Origin of the sequence: Pedobacter cryophilus, from assembly GCF_005116455.1 — a bacterium.
GTDB lineage: Bacteria > Bacteroidota > Bacteroidia > Sphingobacteriales > Sphingobacteriaceae > Pseudopedobacter > Pseudopedobacter cryophilum.
In genome coordinates this window covers 583052-601270 of record NZ_SWBP01000001.1, presented here as the reverse complement: position 1 = coordinate 601270, position 18219 = coordinate 583052, and the positions used below count along the sequence as shown (strand labels likewise).

General features: G+C 34.6%; 16 protein-coding genes and 1 riboswitch. Of the genes, 5 read left to right on the top strand and 11 right to left on the bottom strand.

Going from position 1 to position 18219, the window contains the following annotated elements:
* Positions 1-24 precede the first annotated feature (24 nt).
* The 3 genes from FA046_RS02505 to FA046_RS02495 all read left to right on the top strand — a co-directional run bounded on the left by FA046_RS02505 (position 25) and on the right by FA046_RS02495 (position 2891).
* Positions 25-999 (top strand): NAD-dependent epimerase/dehydratase family protein, encoded by a 975-nt coding sequence (locus FA046_RS02505; RefSeq protein ID WP_136824777.1) that lies wholly within the window; start codon positions 25-27, stop codon positions 997-999.
* A gap of 63 nt (positions 1000-1062) precedes the next feature.
* Positions 1063-2355 carry an HAD-IB family phosphatase gene (locus FA046_RS02500; RefSeq protein ID WP_136824776.1) on the top strand — a complete coding sequence of 431 codons (1293 nt, stop codon included), beginning with the start codon at positions 1063-1065 and terminating at the stop codon, positions 2353-2355.
* Positions 2356-2555: 200 nt separating this feature from the next.
* On the top strand, positions 2556-2891 hold the full coding sequence (locus FA046_RS02495; protein WP_205943591.1) for a helix-turn-helix domain-containing protein: 336 nt from the start codon (positions 2556-2558) through the stop codon (positions 2889-2891).
* Here FA046_RS02495 and FA046_RS02490 read toward each other — a convergent pair.
* Positions 2888-3604: an SDR family oxidoreductase gene (locus FA046_RS02490; RefSeq protein ID WP_136824775.1), complete on the bottom strand. Its 717-nt coding sequence runs from the start codon at positions 3602-3604 to the stop codon at positions 2888-2890. The genes FA046_RS02495 and FA046_RS02490 overlap by 4 nt on opposite strands.
* A gap of 111 nt (positions 3605-3715) precedes the next feature.
* Positions 3716-5089 carry a voltage-gated chloride channel family protein gene (locus FA046_RS02485; protein ID WP_136824774.1) on the bottom strand — a complete coding sequence of 458 codons (1374 nt, stop codon included), beginning with the start codon at positions 5087-5089 and terminating at the stop codon, positions 3716-3718.
* Between the two features lie 28 nt (positions 5090-5117).
* A riboswitch (Fluoride riboswitch) is annotated at positions 5118-5195 on the bottom strand.
* A 263-nt stretch (positions 5196-5458) separates the two neighbouring features.
* Here FA046_RS02485 and FA046_RS02480 point away from each other — a divergent pair.
* Complete coding sequence (locus tag FA046_RS02480) at positions 5459-6415, top strand: tryptophan 2,3-dioxygenase family protein (protein ID WP_136824773.1); 957 nt, start codon at positions 5459-5461, stop codon at positions 6413-6415.
* Between the two features lie 54 nt (positions 6416-6469).
* On the top strand, positions 6470-7534 hold the full coding sequence (locus tag FA046_RS02475) for a branched-chain amino acid aminotransferase (RefSeq protein ID WP_136824772.1): 1065 nt from the start codon (positions 6470-6472) through the stop codon (positions 7532-7534).
* A gap of 109 nt (positions 7535-7643) precedes the next feature.
* Here FA046_RS02475 and FA046_RS02470 read toward each other — a convergent pair whose 3' ends face one another.
* The 9 genes from FA046_RS02470 to FA046_RS02430 form a co-directional block, all read right to left on the bottom strand.
* Entirely contained in the window at positions 7644-8933 is a 1290-nt protein-coding gene (locus FA046_RS02470) for a serine hydrolase domain-containing protein (protein ID WP_136824771.1), read from the bottom strand.
* 11 nt (positions 8934-8944) lie between these two features.
* Complete coding sequence (locus FA046_RS02465; protein WP_136824770.1) at positions 8945-10744, bottom strand: hypothetical protein; 1800 nt, start codon at positions 10742-10744, stop codon at positions 8945-8947.
* A gap of 498 nt (positions 10745-11242) precedes the next feature.
* Positions 11243-12469: an FtsX-like permease family protein gene (locus tag FA046_RS02460; RefSeq protein WP_169303285.1), complete on the bottom strand. Its 1227-nt coding sequence runs from the start codon at positions 12467-12469 to the stop codon at positions 11243-11245.
* 4 nt (positions 12470-12473) lie between these two features.
* Entirely contained in the window at positions 12474-13112 is a 639-nt protein-coding gene (locus FA046_RS02455; protein WP_394347362.1) for an MBL fold metallo-hydrolase, read from the bottom strand.
* Positions 13112-14428, bottom strand: coding sequence for an alpha/beta hydrolase (locus FA046_RS02450; protein WP_136824769.1), 1317 nt, complete (start codon positions 14426-14428; stop codon positions 13112-13114). Before FA046_RS02450 ends, FA046_RS02455 begins: the two co-directional genes overlap by 1 nt.
* A gap of 16 nt (positions 14429-14444) precedes the next feature.
* Positions 14445-15029 carry a gliding motility lipoprotein GldD gene (gene gldD / locus FA046_RS02445; RefSeq protein WP_136824768.1) on the bottom strand — a complete coding sequence of 195 codons (585 nt, stop codon included), beginning with the start codon at positions 15027-15029 and terminating at the stop codon, positions 14445-14447.
* 70 nt (positions 15030-15099) lie between these two features.
* Entirely contained in the window at positions 15100-15888 is a 789-nt protein-coding gene (locus tag FA046_RS02440; protein WP_136824767.1) for a shikimate dehydrogenase family protein, read from the bottom strand.
* Positions 15889-15929: 41 nt separating this feature from the next.
* Positions 15930-16694 (bottom strand): phosphosulfolactate synthase, encoded by a 765-nt coding sequence (locus tag FA046_RS02435; RefSeq protein ID WP_136824766.1) that lies wholly within the window; start codon positions 16692-16694, stop codon positions 15930-15932.
* A gap of 75 nt (positions 16695-16769) precedes the next feature.
* Positions 16770-18173, bottom strand: coding sequence for a tetratricopeptide repeat protein (locus tag FA046_RS02430; RefSeq protein WP_136824765.1), 1404 nt, complete (start codon positions 18171-18173; stop codon positions 16770-16772).
* Between the last annotated feature and the right edge of the window lie 46 nt (positions 18174-18219).

Genomic DNA, 18219 nt, shown 5'->3' with positions numbered 1-18219 from the left:
TTTTGCGGATCAAATTTTAACAGCATGATTTTAGTTACAGGCGCAACAGGGTTTTTAGGTGCAGAGTTGGTAGTTCAACTTTTACAAAAAGAAACTCAAATTAAATGTATTAAAAGGGCAAATTCAGCAATTCCACAAAAGCTTATTCCTTTTAATGATAAAATAGAATGGCTTATTGCCGATATTTTAGATTATTCGGATTTGGATGATGCCTTTGAAGGTATTTCTAAAGTTTATCATTGTGCGGCTTTGGTCTCTTTTGATCCATCGTTAAAGCAAAAAATGTTAGCTATAAATGCAGAAGGAACGGCCAATATTGTAAATTTATGCTTAAGCCATTCTGTTAAAAAGTTAGTTCATGTAAGCTCTATTGCTGCTTTAGGCGAGGCTAAAGAAGGCGAGTTAATTGACGAAAAAATATTTTGGGAAGGTTTTGAATCTCATGATGCCTATTCAGTTTCTAAATATAGAGCTGAGATGGAAGTTTGGCGAGGAATTAATGAAGGTTTAAATGCCGTAATTGTTAATCCATCTATCATTATTGGGGAGGATGCAGGAACAGCAGGAAGCGGAGCTCTTTTTGAAACCGTAAAAAGTGGGATCAAATATTATACCCGTGGTGCAGGCGGCTTTGTTGACGTTAAAGATGTAGCAAAAGCGATGATTTTATTGATGGAAAGCGAGGTAAGCAATGAGCGTTTCATCATCAATGCCGAAAACTATTCTTATAAAAACTTATTTACCGAAATTGCTCAGGCTTTTCATCTTCCTGTTCCCACAAAAGAGGCAAAACCTTGGATGTTGGCTTTAGTTTGGCGAGCAAATGCGATAAAAAATGCAATCACCAATGCCAAAGGAGGATTAACAAAATCTACTTCAAAAAGTGCATCTACCATTCGGGAGTTTAATAATGCCAAAATTAAAAAGCAATTAAATTTAGAGTTTATCCCCATTAGCCAAAGCATTACCAAAATCGTAAATAGTCTAAAAATTAGCTAAAACCTATAAATTTTTAGCTTTTTAGAAATCATTTCTGCATTTTTGCGGAATAAAAAAATTGCTTTGAAGCCATACTTTATCATAGATTTCGATAGTACTTTTACCCAGGTAGAAGCCTTAGACGAGTTAGCTCGAATTTCTTTAAAACATCATCCAGATAGAGAAATCATCTATCAAAAAATAGAAGATTTAACCAATTTAGCCATGGAAGGCAAGCTTTCTTTTTCAGAAAGTTTAGAAGGACGAGTGAAATTGTTAAACGCCAATAAGAGCCATTTAACTCAACTGATAAAGCATTTAAAGAAAAAAGTATCCGCTTCTTTTCATAGAAACAAATTGTTTTTCAAAAAACACGCCGATGAAGTTTTGATTGTTTCTGGTGGTTTTAAAGAATTTATTACGCCCGTAGTTTCCCCTTATTACATCAAAAAGAAAAATATTTATGCCAATACTTTTGTGTTTGATGCCGATGATCAAATTATAGGTTACGATGCTGAAAACCCATTATCTCAAGAAAACGGAAAAGTAAAGTTATTGAAACAAATGGCCTTAAAAGGAGATATTTATGGCATTGGAGATGGTCATTCTGATTTCCAACTCAAAGAATTTGGAATGATTAAGAAGTTTTTTGCTTTTACAGAAAATATTGAAAGAAAAACCGTTGCCGAAAAAGCAGATCATGTGGCACCAAGTTTCGACGAGTTTTTATATGTAAGTGATTTACCACGAGCCATTTCTTATCCTAAAAACAGAATTCTTTGTCTTTTGGTTGGTGATGTACCTCAAGAAAGCATCGAATTATTAAAGAAAGACGGCTTTTCTATCCGCCATAAAGACACTTTCGAAGAAAAATATGTGAAAGATGTGGGCATGTTGCTTTTAGGAAATGGCGAGTTAATTAGCAATGAGCAGCTTAAAAATGCTGTGAAATTGAAGACTTTGGGATTTATAGGGAGCGCTAAAGAAAAAATCAATTTAAACCTTTGTACCGAAATGGGCATTGTAGTTTTTGATAGTTCAAACAGTAGTACAGCAAATAAAACCCTAATTGCTCGCCGTATGGCCGATTTTATCAATACCGGAACAACCCACCGAAGCGCAAACTTCCCTAATTTACAACTTCCAAAAATTGCCGAATCACACCGTTTGGTCCATATCCATAAAAACGTTCCCGGCATTATGTCTAAAATTACCAAAGTGCTGGCTAAACATGAAATTAACATTGTAGCGCAGTTTTTAATGACCAACCCAAAAATTGGCTACGTAATTACAGATATTGACACCACTTACGATAAAACTTTGCTAAAAGAGTTGAGGAAGATTGAGAATACCATTAAGTTTAGGGTATTGTATTAAATCTTTTAAGCTATTATTTTTTAGAAAAGCAATACCTGTATTTCATAGCTTCCGCTAGTCCGGCTTTCTGCTAAATGCCACAGAAAAAGTGGCATACCGCTGCCAATCCGGTTTATTTTACTTGGGTTTTTGCAATTAACTTTAAACCATAAAAAATGAAAAAGTCAAATTGGTTTATAATAGAAACATAGCAAGAATATTTGGAAGCAATTGCCAGATATGAAGCCATTAAATCTGCGCTAAAAGGAACTCAAGAGCATAAAGAGAAACTTTTGCTTGTTCATTTGATTTCGAATTACGAAGAGAGGACCACTATTTTGCCAGATGTTGATCCCATAGAGATGATCAAAATTAGAATGGAAGACTTTGGCTACAAATCTGCTGATTTAGCTCAGGTTTATGGAGATAAAGGAACAGTGAGTAAAGTTTTAAACTACAAACAATCGCTTTCTCTGAGCATGATTAGAAAGTTCAGCCAGCTTTTAAAAATTCCGGCTGAATATCTTTTAAAAGAGTATCAATTAAAAACCAGTTAATTAGAGGTCTTAGTAGGCCTTACTTCAATTTTACTTGGTAAAACTCTTGGGTTCATGTGTAGTAAATCAGAAACCATTTGTCCAATATCTTCGGGTTGAATTTTCCAAGCATCTGCATTTTGATCTGGTTCGTGTTCGTTAAAATGAGTGGCTACAGAACCCGGCATAATGGTAGTTACTTTAATGCCATACTTTCTTAAATCTAGCATAATAGCTTGTGAAAAACCTGTTAAACCAAATTTACTGGCATTGTAAGCTGAAGCTTCTGGAAAGAAATTGGTTCCTGCCAAACTAGAAATGGTAATAATATAACCTTCCGAATTTTTTAATGCCGGTATAGCCGCTTTTACGCTGTAAAACACACCGGTTAAATTGGTGTCTATGGTATCATTCCAGTCTTTAATGTCTATTTCATCAATAGGTGCAAAATGCCCAACGCCAGCATTGGCAATCAAGAAATCTATTTGTCCCCATTTGGCAATAATTTGTTCTACTGCTTTTTGTTGAGATTCATAATCTTTTACATCAGCAGCAATGGCTAAAACTTCGCCATCTAAACTGCTTAATTTTTTAGCGGCTTCATCTGCACTTTCTTGAGAGCGACTGGTAATAGCTACTTTTATTCCTTGTTTTACTAATGCCTCTGCAATACCGTATCCTATTCCTTTGCTTGCGCCAGTAATGAGCGCTACTTTATTAACTAAATTTTGCATGATAAATTGTTTTATAAAACAACAAGGTGTCAACTTTCTTGCCAAATTGGATGAAAGTTGAAGACTATAGAATTTAAATAGGTGTTGAAATGAATTCAGGATGATAAGAAGCTAAACCCTATACTTCCCCAACTTCTTCCCAAAATAACCCCTCCTTCTTTCCTGCACTTCTTTCAAAGTATCACCTTCAGAAAAATCGGTTTCAAATAATTTAGGAATAGCAATACGTTGCGAACTGTAAATACCAGAATGTCCGCTAAAAAAGTAAGCGGTAAAACAAGCGATGGCAAAAAACAAAATATATTCGCCGCCAAACAATTCAACACCCATAATGGTGCAGGCCAAAGGCGTATTGGTGGCGCCAGCAAAAACAGCAATAAAACCCAATGCAGCAAATAAACTTACTGGTGCATTTAATAAAGTGGCTAAGCTGTTTCCTAAGGTTGCCCCAATGTAAAATAGCGGAGTAACTTCGCCGCCTTTAAAGCCTGTGCCTAAGGTAACGGCGGTAAAAATAGTTTTCCAAAGCCAACTCATGGCATCGGCACCACCTTGGTTAAAGGCAGATAAAATGGTTACCGCTGTAGGATATTCGGCGTTAACACCTAAACTCAAGTAATCTGGTTTGCCTACCAGCCAGTAAAGCAATATGATAATGATTCCACCTGTTAATGGAATTAACCAAGTAGTTTTAAAAATGCTTAAGCCTATATTTTTAACATTATGTACTAAGGTTGCAAATAAATAACTGGCTAAACCAAAAGCAACTGAAGCGCCAATAATTTTAGCCATCAATAAGACATCCCAATGTAAATAAGCGGATAAGAAAAAATCTTTGCTTTGCACAAAATCTAGATGGTAAACGGTGTGTTGAATGCCCCAAATGTTAACCGTAAAATCACTGATGATACTGGCAATTAAACAAGGAATAATGGCATTGTATTGTAATTTACCCAAGGCAATAACTTCAATAGCAAATATAGCTCCGGTTAGAGGAGTTCCAAAAACAGCTCCAAAACCTGCTGCTACTCCGGCCATTAATAAGGTTTTTACTTCTTTTTCATTCAGTTTAAACCATTTTGCAAAAAGTTGGGCTATGCTACCTCCAATTTGAACGGCTGTACCCTCTCGGCCTGCCGAACCGCCAAAAAGATGGGTCAATACCGTTGTTAATAATACTAAAGGACCCATTCGGGCTGGAATGCCAGCGCCTGGTTCGTGAATTTCATCTATGATGAGGTTATTCCCTTTTTCAGATGATTTACCCAATAATTTATATAAAAAATGAATAGCTACCCCAACCAATGGTAAAAGATAAAGTAACCAAGGTTGCGCAAAGCGATAAAATATAGCTGCGTTAAGTAACCAAAGAAAAAAGGCTACCATACTGCCAATTGTAATGGCTACCGGAAAGGTTAAAAAAAACCACTTAAAGAAATACCTGATGATTAAAAAATGAGCTGATTTGATGGTTTTTTCGAACATTCCTACAAATAAAAATTAAAAATATATTTTATCGGTAGGCGTCATCATACCAAAATGAAATATTTTGGTCGGTTCAAATGGGTAGAACACCATTACCCTTTGCTTGATGCTTCAAATATATCTATTTTTTTCTTTTGCCATCATATAGGTTTTTGCGTAAGGGATAGGCGTGGATACCGGCAAAGCGTTGGGTTTTTTGAGCATTGGGTTGTGGCTAATGCCCGGTGCAGTATGAACAAATAGCCTAGTGCTTTTTCAGCATGCGCCCTCCTTATTTTATCTTTTATAATGCCTAATTTTATATGTTATTTTGATGTGCCTAAATGAAAAATTTGGTGCATTGGATGAATTATTAAAGGATCTCAAAAAATGGAAATCACTCCAGAAATTAAGGATAGATTAGAGAAATTGCAGCAGAAATATGAGGCAATGGGGCAAGATATGTCGTCTTATTTAGATGGGTTGCTTTACGCTGATTATTTGACCTATTGGGATTATATCCATTTAGATACTTTGTTGAGCTTGCAAACACCCAAAACGCCTTTCCCTGATGAGGAAATTTTTATAATGTACCATCAAATTACCGAGTTGTACTTTAAATTGGTTTTGCATGAGTGCGAACAGTTGGCAGAGCATCAAAATTTGGATGCATCTTTTTTTTGCACTCGCTTAAAGCGGATGATTAATTACTTCGAAGCCTTAACTCAGTCTTTCGGAATTATGGTGGAAGGGATGGAAAAAGAGCAGTTTTTGCAGTTCAGGATGTCTTTATTACCGGCGAGTGGTTTTCAGAGTGGGCAGTATAGAATGATTGAAATTTATGCGACAGATTTTATTAATCTGGTGGCTAAAGACCAAAGAGAGGTTTTGAGAAATGAATTGGTGGAAAAGCAATTTGAGCAAATTTATTGGAAATTTGGTGCGACAGAACTTTCTACTGGAAAGCAAACATTGACTTTAAAACAGTTTGAAAAGAAGTATGCCGAAGGATTTATTTCATTAGCAAACAAGGTAAAGCAAAGCAATTTGTGGCAATGTTATTTGCAGCTTATAGCAAAAGAAATTGATTTAACAGAAGCAGAGAATTTATTGAGAAGGTTTGATGTTTTGGTAAATGTGAACTGGCCTTTGGTGCATTATAAATCGGCAGTGCGGTATTTAAACCGAGAACCAGAAGAGATTAAAGCAACCGGAGGAACCAATTGGCAAAAATATTTGCCTCCGCGTTTTCAAAAGCGGATATTTTACCCGGCTTTATGGTCTGAATTAGAAACAGAAGAATGGGGAAAAACGTGGGTAAACGAAGTATTACATAGTTCTAAATAAGAAATCAATAAACAATTTGCTAAATTGCGAGACTTGAAAAAGGAGACCAATCACATGACCGAGACATTAAATATCAAAGTAACAAAGGCAACAAGTTCTAAATTAGCAGGGGTAGATTTTGATAATCTACCGTTTGGTAAAACATTTTCTGACCACATGTTAACTGCTGATTATGCAGATGGCGAGTGGAAAAATTTTGAAATTTTGCCTTTCGGCGATATTGGTTTGAGTCCAGCTATTTCTGCTTTACATTACGGCCAGGCTTTTTTTGAAGGCTTAAAGGCTTACAAACATGCTGATGGAAAGATTTCTGTTTTTAGGCCAGAGAAAAACGCTGCTCGTTTCAATAAATCTGCAGAGAGATTGTGTATGCCCGCATTGCCAGAAGAATTTTTTATTCAAAGTATAGCGGCAATTGTTGATATGGATAGAAATTGGGTGCCAACCAAAGAAAACTATACGCTTTACATTAGACCGTTTATGTTTGCAACCGACCCATATTTGGGTGTTGCGCCATCAAGTACTTATAAGTTTATGGTTTTATTAGGTCCAACTGGTCCGTATTTTTCTAAAAACTTGAAGGTGAAAATAGAAACTGAATATACCAGAGCTAGTGAAGGTGGTTTTGGTTTTGCTAAAGCAGCCGGAAATTACGGTGGTTCTATGCTGCCTGCAAAGAAAGCGATGGAACAGGGTTTCGACCAATTAATTTGGACAGATGCTAAAACCCATGAATATGTAGAAGAAATGGGTGCGGCAAACGTGATGTTTGTAATTGATGGCAAATTAGTTACTCCATCTACCAGAGATACCATTTTAAATGGAGTAACTAGGGAAAGCATTATCCAATTAGCTAAAGATTTTGGAATGGAAGTGGAAGAGCGTAGGGTTTCTGTTAAAGAGGTTTTAGAAGCCATTGCAAATGGAGCCTGTACAGATGCTTTTGGTGCTGGAACAGCCGCGACCATTGCCCAAGTTGCAGAGATTGTACATGAAGGGAAAACTTATACTTTGCCAAATCCATCTGAAAGCGTATTTGCTGTAAAAATGAGAAAAGCTTTAGATGATATTAAATACGGCCGAGTAGAAGATGTAAAAGGCTGGAATTTTGTAGTTTAGATTTTAGATAAAGGATTAAAGAACAAAGAGCCAAGATGTTACGTCTTGGCTCTTTTTGGTTGATATTGAAATGTCTTTATTACTTGCTCTTTCCTCTTTCATCCCAAACCTATCTATCCAAAGCCTCATTCACCAATTTTTCAAACTGACTGAATAATTCTTTTTTATGAACAGCGGGGTAAACCTGAGTCATTAATATGGCAATTGATCCTCTACTTGGGTCAATCCAAAAAGTAGTATTAAAAGCGCCGCCCCAACTTAATTTACCAATTTTGGCTCCATTTGCTAATCCTTCTTTGGTGGCAATTTCAAAACCTAAACCAAATTTGTTTTTACCTACGTTTAGGTTTCCAATTTGGTTGGTGGTCATTTGTTTTACGGTTTCGTAGCTTAAAATTTGTTTTCCTCCAAAAGAGCCTTCATTTAAAATCATTTGGCAAAATTTAGCATAATCTTCTACGGTAGATGACAATCCTGATCCGCCGGAGAAATAAGTTTTTGCACCTGTAATTGGGAAATTCACATTGTAGCCTTTGGTAACTAAAGGCAATCTTTCTAACCTGCCATCTTTAGTTTCGCCATACATTACAGATAATCTATTTGCTTTTTCCGTTGGAATAAAAAAGAATGTGTTTTCCATTCCTAAAGGCTTTAAAATGGTTTCGGTTACATATTCGTCTAAGTTTTTACCACTTGCAATTTCAATCACATAGCCTAAAACATCAGTATTTAAACCATAATAGAATGCGGCATTAGGTTGTAAGCCTAAAGGCAGTTTTCCTAAAGTTTTCATTTTATCAGCAATGGTAATTTTATCAGACGAAGCTAAATCTGGAACGCCATTTTTAGCAAAAATTAAAGCCAATCTAGGATCAATAAATCCATAACCCACACCAGAGGTATGCGTCATTAAGTTTTTAATAGTGATGGGTTCTTTAGCGTCAACAGTAGTGTAAGTAGTGTCTTTTGCATTAAAAGAAGCCAATACTTTCATATTTTTAAACTCAGGAATGTATTTAGAAACAGGGTCGGTTAGTTTTAATTTGCCTTGTTCAACTAAAATCATTGCTGCAGCGGTAACTATAGGCTTGGTCATAGAAGCAATTCTAAACTGGTCTATAGGGCGCATTAAAGCTTTAGTTTCGCGGTCTCTAAATCCAAAACCTTTATCATAAATTACTTTCCCATCAACAGCAATTAATGCTGTTGCGCCAGCCATCCAATTGTTTACTAATCCGGTGGCAATTAAGCTATCCACCCTATCCAGATTTTTTTCATCAACCCCAATTTTCTTTAAGTTGGTGGCGGCAACTAAACCGTTACTTACTTTTTCTGAACAAGCAGTAACCACTGTTAGCCCAATAAAAGCGAGGGCTAATATTCTAAACTTTATATTCATTTTTTTAAACATTATTTATTTGATTTCCTTTCGGCTTTACGTTTTTGTCTGATATATTTTCTTTGTTCTCTTTTCACTTTGGCGTCTTTAAAGTTCTCTGCCCTTTGCAATAATTTAGCTTCTTTTTCTTTAGTAATTCCTACACTTTCTTTTAATCCTGCAAAAATAACTTTCCACATTAAATTAAAAAACGAGCCATCTGTTGGTCGGGCGTAATAAGGTTTTGCAACCCTAATCGGGTTCTTTCCCGAAGGATTATTTCGCTCTAAAAGCAAAGCATTGGCAAATAAAGACATCAAGCCCATTCTTTTGAAGTTCTCTTGCTCATCCTTTTTCATCAAAATCACATTAAGATCTTCATAGTTTAAAGTCATGCTTCCGCCTGCGCCATCAACATTCCCTTTCATAGCAAAATTCATACTGTTTACTTTGCCAGAACTTGTCATTACCATGGCCAAAGGTTTAGTTAACGCATTAATGGTTGATGTTTGCATGGGTCCTAAATCTCCATCATAACTAAAGCCGCCTTTTGCATCGGTTAAATCAAAAGAAATATGAACGTTTAATTTTCCCTTCCCCATTAATAAAGTTGATAAATGTGCGTTCGCAAAATGGTTTTTACTCAACGCAGTAGAATCATTGGTCACATTAAATACTCGGCCGTCTAAATCACTAAAAAAAACCACCCCTCTGCTTTTAGTTTTAGGGTTATATTCTTTATAACTAATATTTATATTTTTAAGTATTAAAGTGTCAGTAATAATACCCCAAGCTACTCGCTGCAAAGCTAAATGAGGAAAATTTTTACCCTTATCTACCTTCGGTTTTGCTTTATCTCTATTTAAAAAAACGTCTAATTCGCCGTTCATTAATTTAACACTTGATGCTGCAAAAGTTCTTTTTTCTAATAAATCATTAAAATTAATGTTATTGGCTATTAAGCTATCAAACATAATTTTATAACGCTCTTTTTGATATTCAAATTGGTTAGAAAACGCTATTTCTTTATACCGAGGAATTAAAGCTATACCCTCTACAATCAAATGCTTGTTTTGCGTAGAAACCCCTACATGTTTAATGTTTAAATGATACATAGAATCTGGCGTAGCAAAATTATAGTCGCTAATTTCTGCAATTACGTCTTTTGCTGTAAAAATTCTATGATGATCAGTGGCTGAGGTAGAATCAATTAAAATATCATTTAAGCGAATATTTACTTTATCTAAATACGTGGTTTTGGGAATTTCAAAAGATTGATCAACATATTTTAGATTCACGTCAGATAAAAATAAACTTTCAATTTTCACCTCTTTTAAAACCTCTTTTATCCTTTCATAAACCGTTCTGTTGTCTTTGGCTTGAGCTAATTGGTTTTTTAATTTGGAATAAAACACCGTTAAAGATGGGTTTTCAATAACAATAGATTTAATGTCTAGTTTTTTGTGGCGATATACTTTTATTGGATTAACATTTTTAAGTGTAAGCTTAGTCACCTTTAAATTGATGATGTTTTCTGGCGCTGCTTTTTGATCAATTAATTTTTGGTAAACCTTTAAATCCGGAATTACCTCAATACTATCAATAGTAACCCCGCCAGATATAATGTTGATTTTTATATTAGAAAAACTCACCTTGTATAAGCTATCTGTAGCTGTGATTACCGTATTTTGAATAATAGACGTTAGCAAAGGTTTCCAACGGTGGTTAATGTACCATGCCGAAGCCAATAAAACAATTATGAGTAACCCAAAAAAACTCATTAACCATTTTACCAGGGTATGCTTTTTTTGAGGAAGAGGGTTTTCGTCCATTCTTTAAATATAATAATTAAAGCCCATTCAAGTATTCAGCCGGCATAAAATCTTTTTAATAAAGATAAAATAATTTGGAAAAGCAACCGCACAGCTTATTATTTCCGCCAGTCGTGTTTTACGCTATACTCCACAGTTTCCCAATTCGCAAAGCCCATCACTACTGTGGGGTGCCGCTTCACCCACGTTTATTTTACTCCATTCGGTGCATTTTAGTTACACATTAGACGCTTACCTAATATTCGGTTGCTGTAAAAAATTAGGTTCTCTTTCCAAGTAAATCTTTATCCAAGCAGGGTCTCTCTTTTGAGGACCCTGCGCTGTTTAATTTTCAAAATGATAAATTTACTTTTTGGCTCTTCTTCAACTGCGAGTGGCCCTTTTTGTACCAAGCAACACTCTTATTTGCTTTTTTAGCCCTGATAGAAATGGTACCGGCTAGGTGAATAAGGCCTTGTGCAGTATGAATGGATAGCAGGAATAGCTTCAAAAAATAAATTATAAAGCCTGCTTCAACTGTTCAAATTTTTTCACACTCAATCTAGAGCTAATGAGCGACGCTATAAAAGAGATCACAAAAACGGTGAAAAACACCAATATAAAATCCATTGGTTTTAGGGTAATTGGATAAGCACTTACCACCATGTTTTCTTGCGACATGGTGATAAAACCGTATTGAATTTGTAGGAAGCAGAATATTCCGCCAAGCAATAAGCCCATTACACAGCCAATAAAAGAAATCATTAAGCCTTCAAATAAAAATATTTGCCTAATCATGGTTTTATCTGCGCCTAAACTATTTAAAACGGCTATATCTTTTTGTTTATCTATTACCAGCATGGTTAAAGAACCTACAATATTGAAGGTGGCTATTAATAAAACAAAAGTTAAAATAAGGTAAACCGCCCATTTTTCGGAGTTTAAAATTTTATAAAGCAGGGCATTTTGTTGCATTCTGTCTTTTACTATAAAACTAGTGCCTAGCTTGTTTTGCAAATCTTTTTTAACTTTTTGGGCTTCTTCTGGGTTTTTTAAAATAACTTCAACGGTGCTAATATTTTTTGATTCTCCAAGTAACTCTCGGGCTACATTTAACGGAATAATTACATCGTTATCAGATTCTTGATTAGACTGAAAAACACCTACAGGCAGTAAATATCTAGAAACAAATTCATCTGAAGGACTTAAACCAGAACTGGTTCTCTTATTAGGCGAATAAATTTCTAAATAACGCATATGGTCATTAATGTTTACGCCTAAAGTATATTGCACCGCCGAGCCAATTACCGCATAATTTTGTCCATTTTCTTCTAATAAAAAAAGACCTTGTGTTAAGGTAGAATCTATTTCCTTGTTTTTTAAAAAATCAGCACTTACCCCTTTTATTTGCCCAATAAATTGTTGTCCATCATACCTTAAAAGCGCTTTTTCTTGTAATACTTCTGTATAATTTGCAATAGCTGAGTTTTTCTTAAAAGACAACAAAATGCTGTTATTTGGGTCAAAAGTTTTGCCTTTTACAGGTTCAATTCTTAAATCGGGATTTAGGGTATTTGATAAAGAAATCACTAAAGTTTCTAAGCCATTAAAAGCCGATAAAATGATGATTAGAGCGGCGCTTCCTACAAAAACGCCCAACATAGAAATGCCCGAAATGATGTTGATGGCATTGGTAGACTTTTTTGAAAAAAGATACCTTTTAGCTATGTAGAAAGCGGTATTCAAAAAGTTAGGAATTTAAAAAAGGGTTATATAATTTTTCGAAACCTATGGTGGTAAACGGTCCATGACCGGGATATACTTTTACTTCATCAGGCAATACAAATAATTGATTTTTTATGCTGCTGATTAAAATATCAAAATTTCCGCCGGGTAAATCTGTTCTCCCAATGCTTCCTTTAAAAAGGACATCGCCACCTATTAAAAAGCCATCAGCTTTGCTGTAAAAACAAAGATGAGCTGGAGAATGGCCAGGCGCAAATAGGATCTCTAATGTGGAATTTCCTAATTTAATGGTTCCAAACTCAGGTAAAAAAACTTCTGGTTCTGGCGATATTTCATAATTTATCCCTTGCATTGGCGCATAAGAAGGAATGGAATGTAAAAGAGGCAATTCGCCTTTATGGCATTGTGGCTTTAAACCATACTGATCAAAAATGAATTTGTTGCCCAATACATGGTCTATATGGCAATGCGTATTGAGTAGTAAAACGGGTTTTAAGTTATTGTCTTTAATGTATTTTACGACTGCATTTTGCTCGTCAGCGTTATACATCCCTGGGTCTATAATGGCACAGTCGCCTGTTTCATCATAAACGATATAGGTATTCTCCTGATAAGGATTATTTACAAAAGCTTTTAAGTTCATTATTTCTCTAAAATCCAATTTACCAAATCATCAATAACAGGTTGGTCTACGTGGTTAACTTGTTGATATTGTGCTACCGTACCTTTCTCGCTTACAAAAGAAAATAAGTGATTAAGCATTGGATAAAGTTTGGTTTGCACCTCTTTTTTACCTTTTAAACCAGCAATCCATAAGTTCAAATCTTGCGCCGAAACCTGAAAATCGTTACCTCCTTGAATAATAAAGGTTTTCATTTTTAATTTTTTGGTTAAAGCTACTTGGTCAAGCGAATTTAAATCAGCCCAATAAGCCGCAGGTAAACCTAAAATAACAGAATCGGCAGGGAAATTAGTAGGGGTGATGGTTTTGGTAAAATTAACGTCTTTTATGGCTTTAGTTAAAGCTTCTTTGCCTGCTTTTGTAGTATCATTAGCTTGCTTAAACATATAATTATACTGTTCTACAGAAACATCCTGAAGCTTTCTGGCTGGTGCTGCGGCTAAAATAATTCCTTTAATTTCTGGATTTAGTGTTGCAATTTTGGGCGCTAACATTCCGCCTAAGCTATGGCCAAATACATAAATTTGTTCAGCATTAATTTGGGGTACGGTTTTAGCAAATTCTATAACAGCTAAAGCATCATCTGTAACTTCTTCTTTGGTGGTAAATGCTTTGTCAAATTCTTGCCCGTACAAGGCGGTTCTTTTTACGTATCTGATAGATCCAATTCCTTTAGACGCTAAACCGGTAGCCATATCTTTAAAAGGTTTTTGTACCCCAACACTTTCATCCATATCTCCAGGACCAGATCCATGTACAAAAATTACAATTGGAGATTTTAACGAATCTTTTGGAAGCGTAAGCATAGCCGGTAAATTATGCGTACCAGATTTTATAGTAATTAACTGTTCTTTATACAAAGTAGTATCTGCATATATAGGCAATTTATAATCGGTATTTGGCTGTTTTGGAAGTATAAAAAAGCCAACTAATTTTTGGTCTTTATTAAATACAAACTGAAATGCTTGTTTATCTTTTGTGAACTTACAATTTAAAACAACGATTTGATATTCGCCCTGAGCTTTATTTTGAGCACCATCTACAGATTCTAATTTGCCTAAGCTAGCACTCAATTGTCCCCAAATTTTTTCCAGACTTTCTGCCGTAATTTTATCCTTTAATGAAGGGTCAAAAAATGCCTGAGCATCTGTATATTTTCCTTCATCTAACGTAGAGAAAAAGCTGTTTGCAGTATCAATATAGGCTAATATATTTTGGGCAAAAGTAGCAGTACTTAAAAATAATGCTATTAATAAAAGTTTAAATTTCTTAATCATTTATGGTTATGGATATTTAATTGTTAGACCATTTTAAGGTTTTAATCATTCGGTCTATATCTGTTTTTATGAATTTTATAATAGGTTGTATAGAATCTTCTTTTGGTTTTTCGTTAAAATATAAAGAAGCTCTTAAAAAATGCTTTGTACTATCTGTTAATAAAAATTGTGAAGAAGAGGCTGTGTTTCCTTCTATGGTATAAAATATTCCATAGACTTTGTTTTCTGGAATTTTAATTAGCCCTTCATCTATTCCGGTAGCTTTAACGGTATGTTTAAAAGCTAATTTTCTAGAGTCTTCCACTAATTTATCAAATTCTTGCTTAGAATTTATGGGGTAATAGCTAATGTGTAAACGAGCATTAAATTGAGGGAAAGTTAGGTTATACCAGTTAGGTTGATTTCCATTAGCACTATCCAAATACATTTTAGCATATTTTGGGTATTCAAAGCTGTAAGGCGTTTGGTTTGTAAATAACTGATAGCTTTTTTTAGGAAACTCAATTCTAAAATACCCTCTTGGTTTAGGGGCATAATCTTCAGAGGTGCTGCATGAAGAAATAGCCAATACTAAAAAAAGAATGAAAAAATAATATTTCATGGGTTTAAGGTATAAAATTTTGATGAATCATGAGCAACAAATATCTACCTTAAAAGAGAAAAGGAATTTGTTACTTATTCCAGATTTCCCAAGATTTTTCGGCTTGTAGCGCTAACATTTCTGCGCCATTTTTAATTTTAGCCTCTTTTTCTTTTCCTTTTTTTAAAAAAGTAGTTTCGGCCGGGTTATAAATTAAATCATACAGCAAATGCTTATTTGTTAAGTACTGATAAGGAATATCCGGGCAGTTTTCTACATCAGGGAAAGTACCCAATGGGGTAGTATTGATAATAATTCTATATTCTTTTAAAGTGGCTTCGCTAAGGTCATTATAGTTCAGCATTCCTTTTAAAGGCCTGCGACTAACAAATTTATAGTCGATTTTTAATTTTTCTAATACAAATTTAACTGCTCTGGCCGCTCCTCCATTTCCTAATATTAAAGCTTTTTTATGATGAGTTTCTAATAATGGTTTTAATGATTTTTCAAAACCATAAGCATCTGTATTATAGCCAACTAATTTAGGTTTATGAGGATTTAAAGTACACAATTCGCCAGAAAAAATAGATTTTACCGAATGGTGATGCGTTACTTTAATACAATTTACGGCGTCAATTTCTTGCGCATCTTTATCAATCTCGTCTAAATAATACATCACTCCAATTTTATGCGGAATGGTTACATTTAAACCACAAAGGTGTTTCTCCTTTGCTAATAGTTGAGGTAAATCACTTAGATTTTGTACAGGAAAAAGCTCATATACGCAATTTTCTAAGTTTTCTGCTTTAAATTTTTCTGTGAAATATTTTTCAGAGAAAGAATGCCCAAGGGGATAACCAATTAAACCAAATTTTTTCATCACAATCTAAACCCACAGGTAGTTTTACCTACCTATTTTCATTACTTCATATTTAAAAAATGGTTAAAAGTATCGCCACGTAAGCCTAATCTGATGGTTTCTAATGGGATAACTTCAGCTGGGGCAATGTTACCTAAGTTTACATTTGCGCCAATTAATTCTATAAACCAAACTTGTTGTGCTTTTTGAGGAGCTTCCCAAATAATGGTTTCTTCTGGTATTTGTGTTAAAATTTCATCAACCAAACCTTGTCTTACTTCTCCAGAGTCTCTGTAAATTCCTACATTTCCACCTTCTCTTGCTTCGGCAATTACCTTCCAAGAACCGGCTTCAATTTCGGCTTTCATCAGTTTAATCCATTTGTAAGGAGCAAAAATCTTTTTCTCGTCTTTAGAACCTACTTCAGATATTACGGTAACATCTTTACTTAAGGTTTGGATGTATTCGCATTTTTCTTCGTGAGGAATTTCTATTGAACCATCAGAAACTTCTACATACTCCATTCCATATTTATCCAATACTTTACGGTAATCGTCAAACTGGTTTCTAATTACAAAGGCTTCAAATAAAGTTCCACCAAAGTAAACGGGAATACCGGCATCCCTGTATAATTTTAATTTTTCGGTCAAATTTGGAGTCACGTAAGACGTAGACCAACCTAATTTCACAATATCTGTATGTCCACCAGCAACTTCTAAAAAGTCTTCTACTTGTCTTAAGCTTAGTCCTTTATCCATTACCATGGTTAGGCCATTCTGGCGAGGTTTTGCGGTACGCTCAGGAATATTATTTAAAGTATAATTCATATTTGGGTGCAAAAATCAAAAAAAAAAATCAAAATTTTATGAAATTGATTTTTTTTGTAATCTGGTAAGTAAAATTTATTTTGAGAATCTGTTAATGATATCTACAATTACCTTATTAGTTTGTAATTGTGGAAGGTATTCAAACAAGAGATAATTTTTTTCTACATCTGTATTTAAAGCAATCTCTAACTGATTTAAAGCTTCATTGTACTCTCCGTTTGCAAACAAATAAGCTACAAAACGGTAATAAAGCTCCGCAGAATCTGGATTGTTTTTTATTCCTAGCGCAATAATCTCAATACATTTTGGGATATTATCTTGTTCAAAAACAACGGAAGAATAATCTAGCCAAGCCTCTGTATCTAATGGATTTAATTCCACCACTTTTTCATAAGCCGCTTCAGAATCTTTTAAATTTCCTAATTTATAGTGTGCATCTGCAATAGCAAACCAATAATCTGGATTTTGATCATCAATGTTTAAGGCTTTTTTATAGAAATGAAGCGATTCAAAATAACGCTCTTCAAAATCAAGGGTAACGCCAATTCCGTACCAAGCGTCAGCCAACTTAGGGTCCATTTTCACAGATTTTTTGTAAAAAGAACGGGCTTCATCCATTTTTTCTAACTTCTCATAGCATTCGCCTATAGCACAATAAGTATCGGCATTGGGTTTTTCGTACTCAAAAGTTTGTCGGTAAACCTCAATAGCTTCATCAAAACGATCTAATTGAACCAGCGCATTTCCTTTGTTGAAATATGCCGATGCAAAACTGTCTTTAATTAAAATGGCGTAATCATAAGCATCAATCGCTTTTTCAAAAAGAGAAAGTTTATGAAAAGCGTTTCCTAAATTGTACCAAGCGGCAAAAGAATAAGGCTCGTTATCAATATATTGCTCATAAAACTGGATACTTTCTTCTTGTTTATCTAAAACATCATAACAAAATGCCAGTTCATATAAAGCATCTTGGTTTTCCATATTATTTTCTAAACAAAGCTTAAGATAAGTTACCGCTTCATCATAATCGCCCATGTTTTGATAAACAAAAGCAATTTGCATTAAAACTTCATCTTTGTTTTCGGCCATTTGTAAAGCCTTTTTCAGATTTTCTAAAGCATCTTCATGGCGATCCATGCTCTCGTAGATGTTTCCTTTAATCATGTAGATATCAGGATCAGATGGTTCTAACAATTCTGCTTTTTCAAGCGATTCAAAAGCCTGTGTTATTTCGTTTGTGAAAACATTTAACTGGGCTTTTTTTATGTGGAAAATTGCAGCGTAAGGATGTTGCATTACCGCATAATCTATTACTTGCAATGCCTTAACAGGATCGTTTTTATCAATATAGTAATCGATGATGTTTTCAAATGCTTGCGCATCAAAGAAATACTGATCCTGATTACGAATCATCTCTTCATAACGCTCTACTGAAAGTTTTGGATCTTCAGTAAAATCAAATTCGAATTCTTCTTCCATTCTTTATCAAATATTAAGAGAACGTTTTAAAGTGGCTAAAATTTGA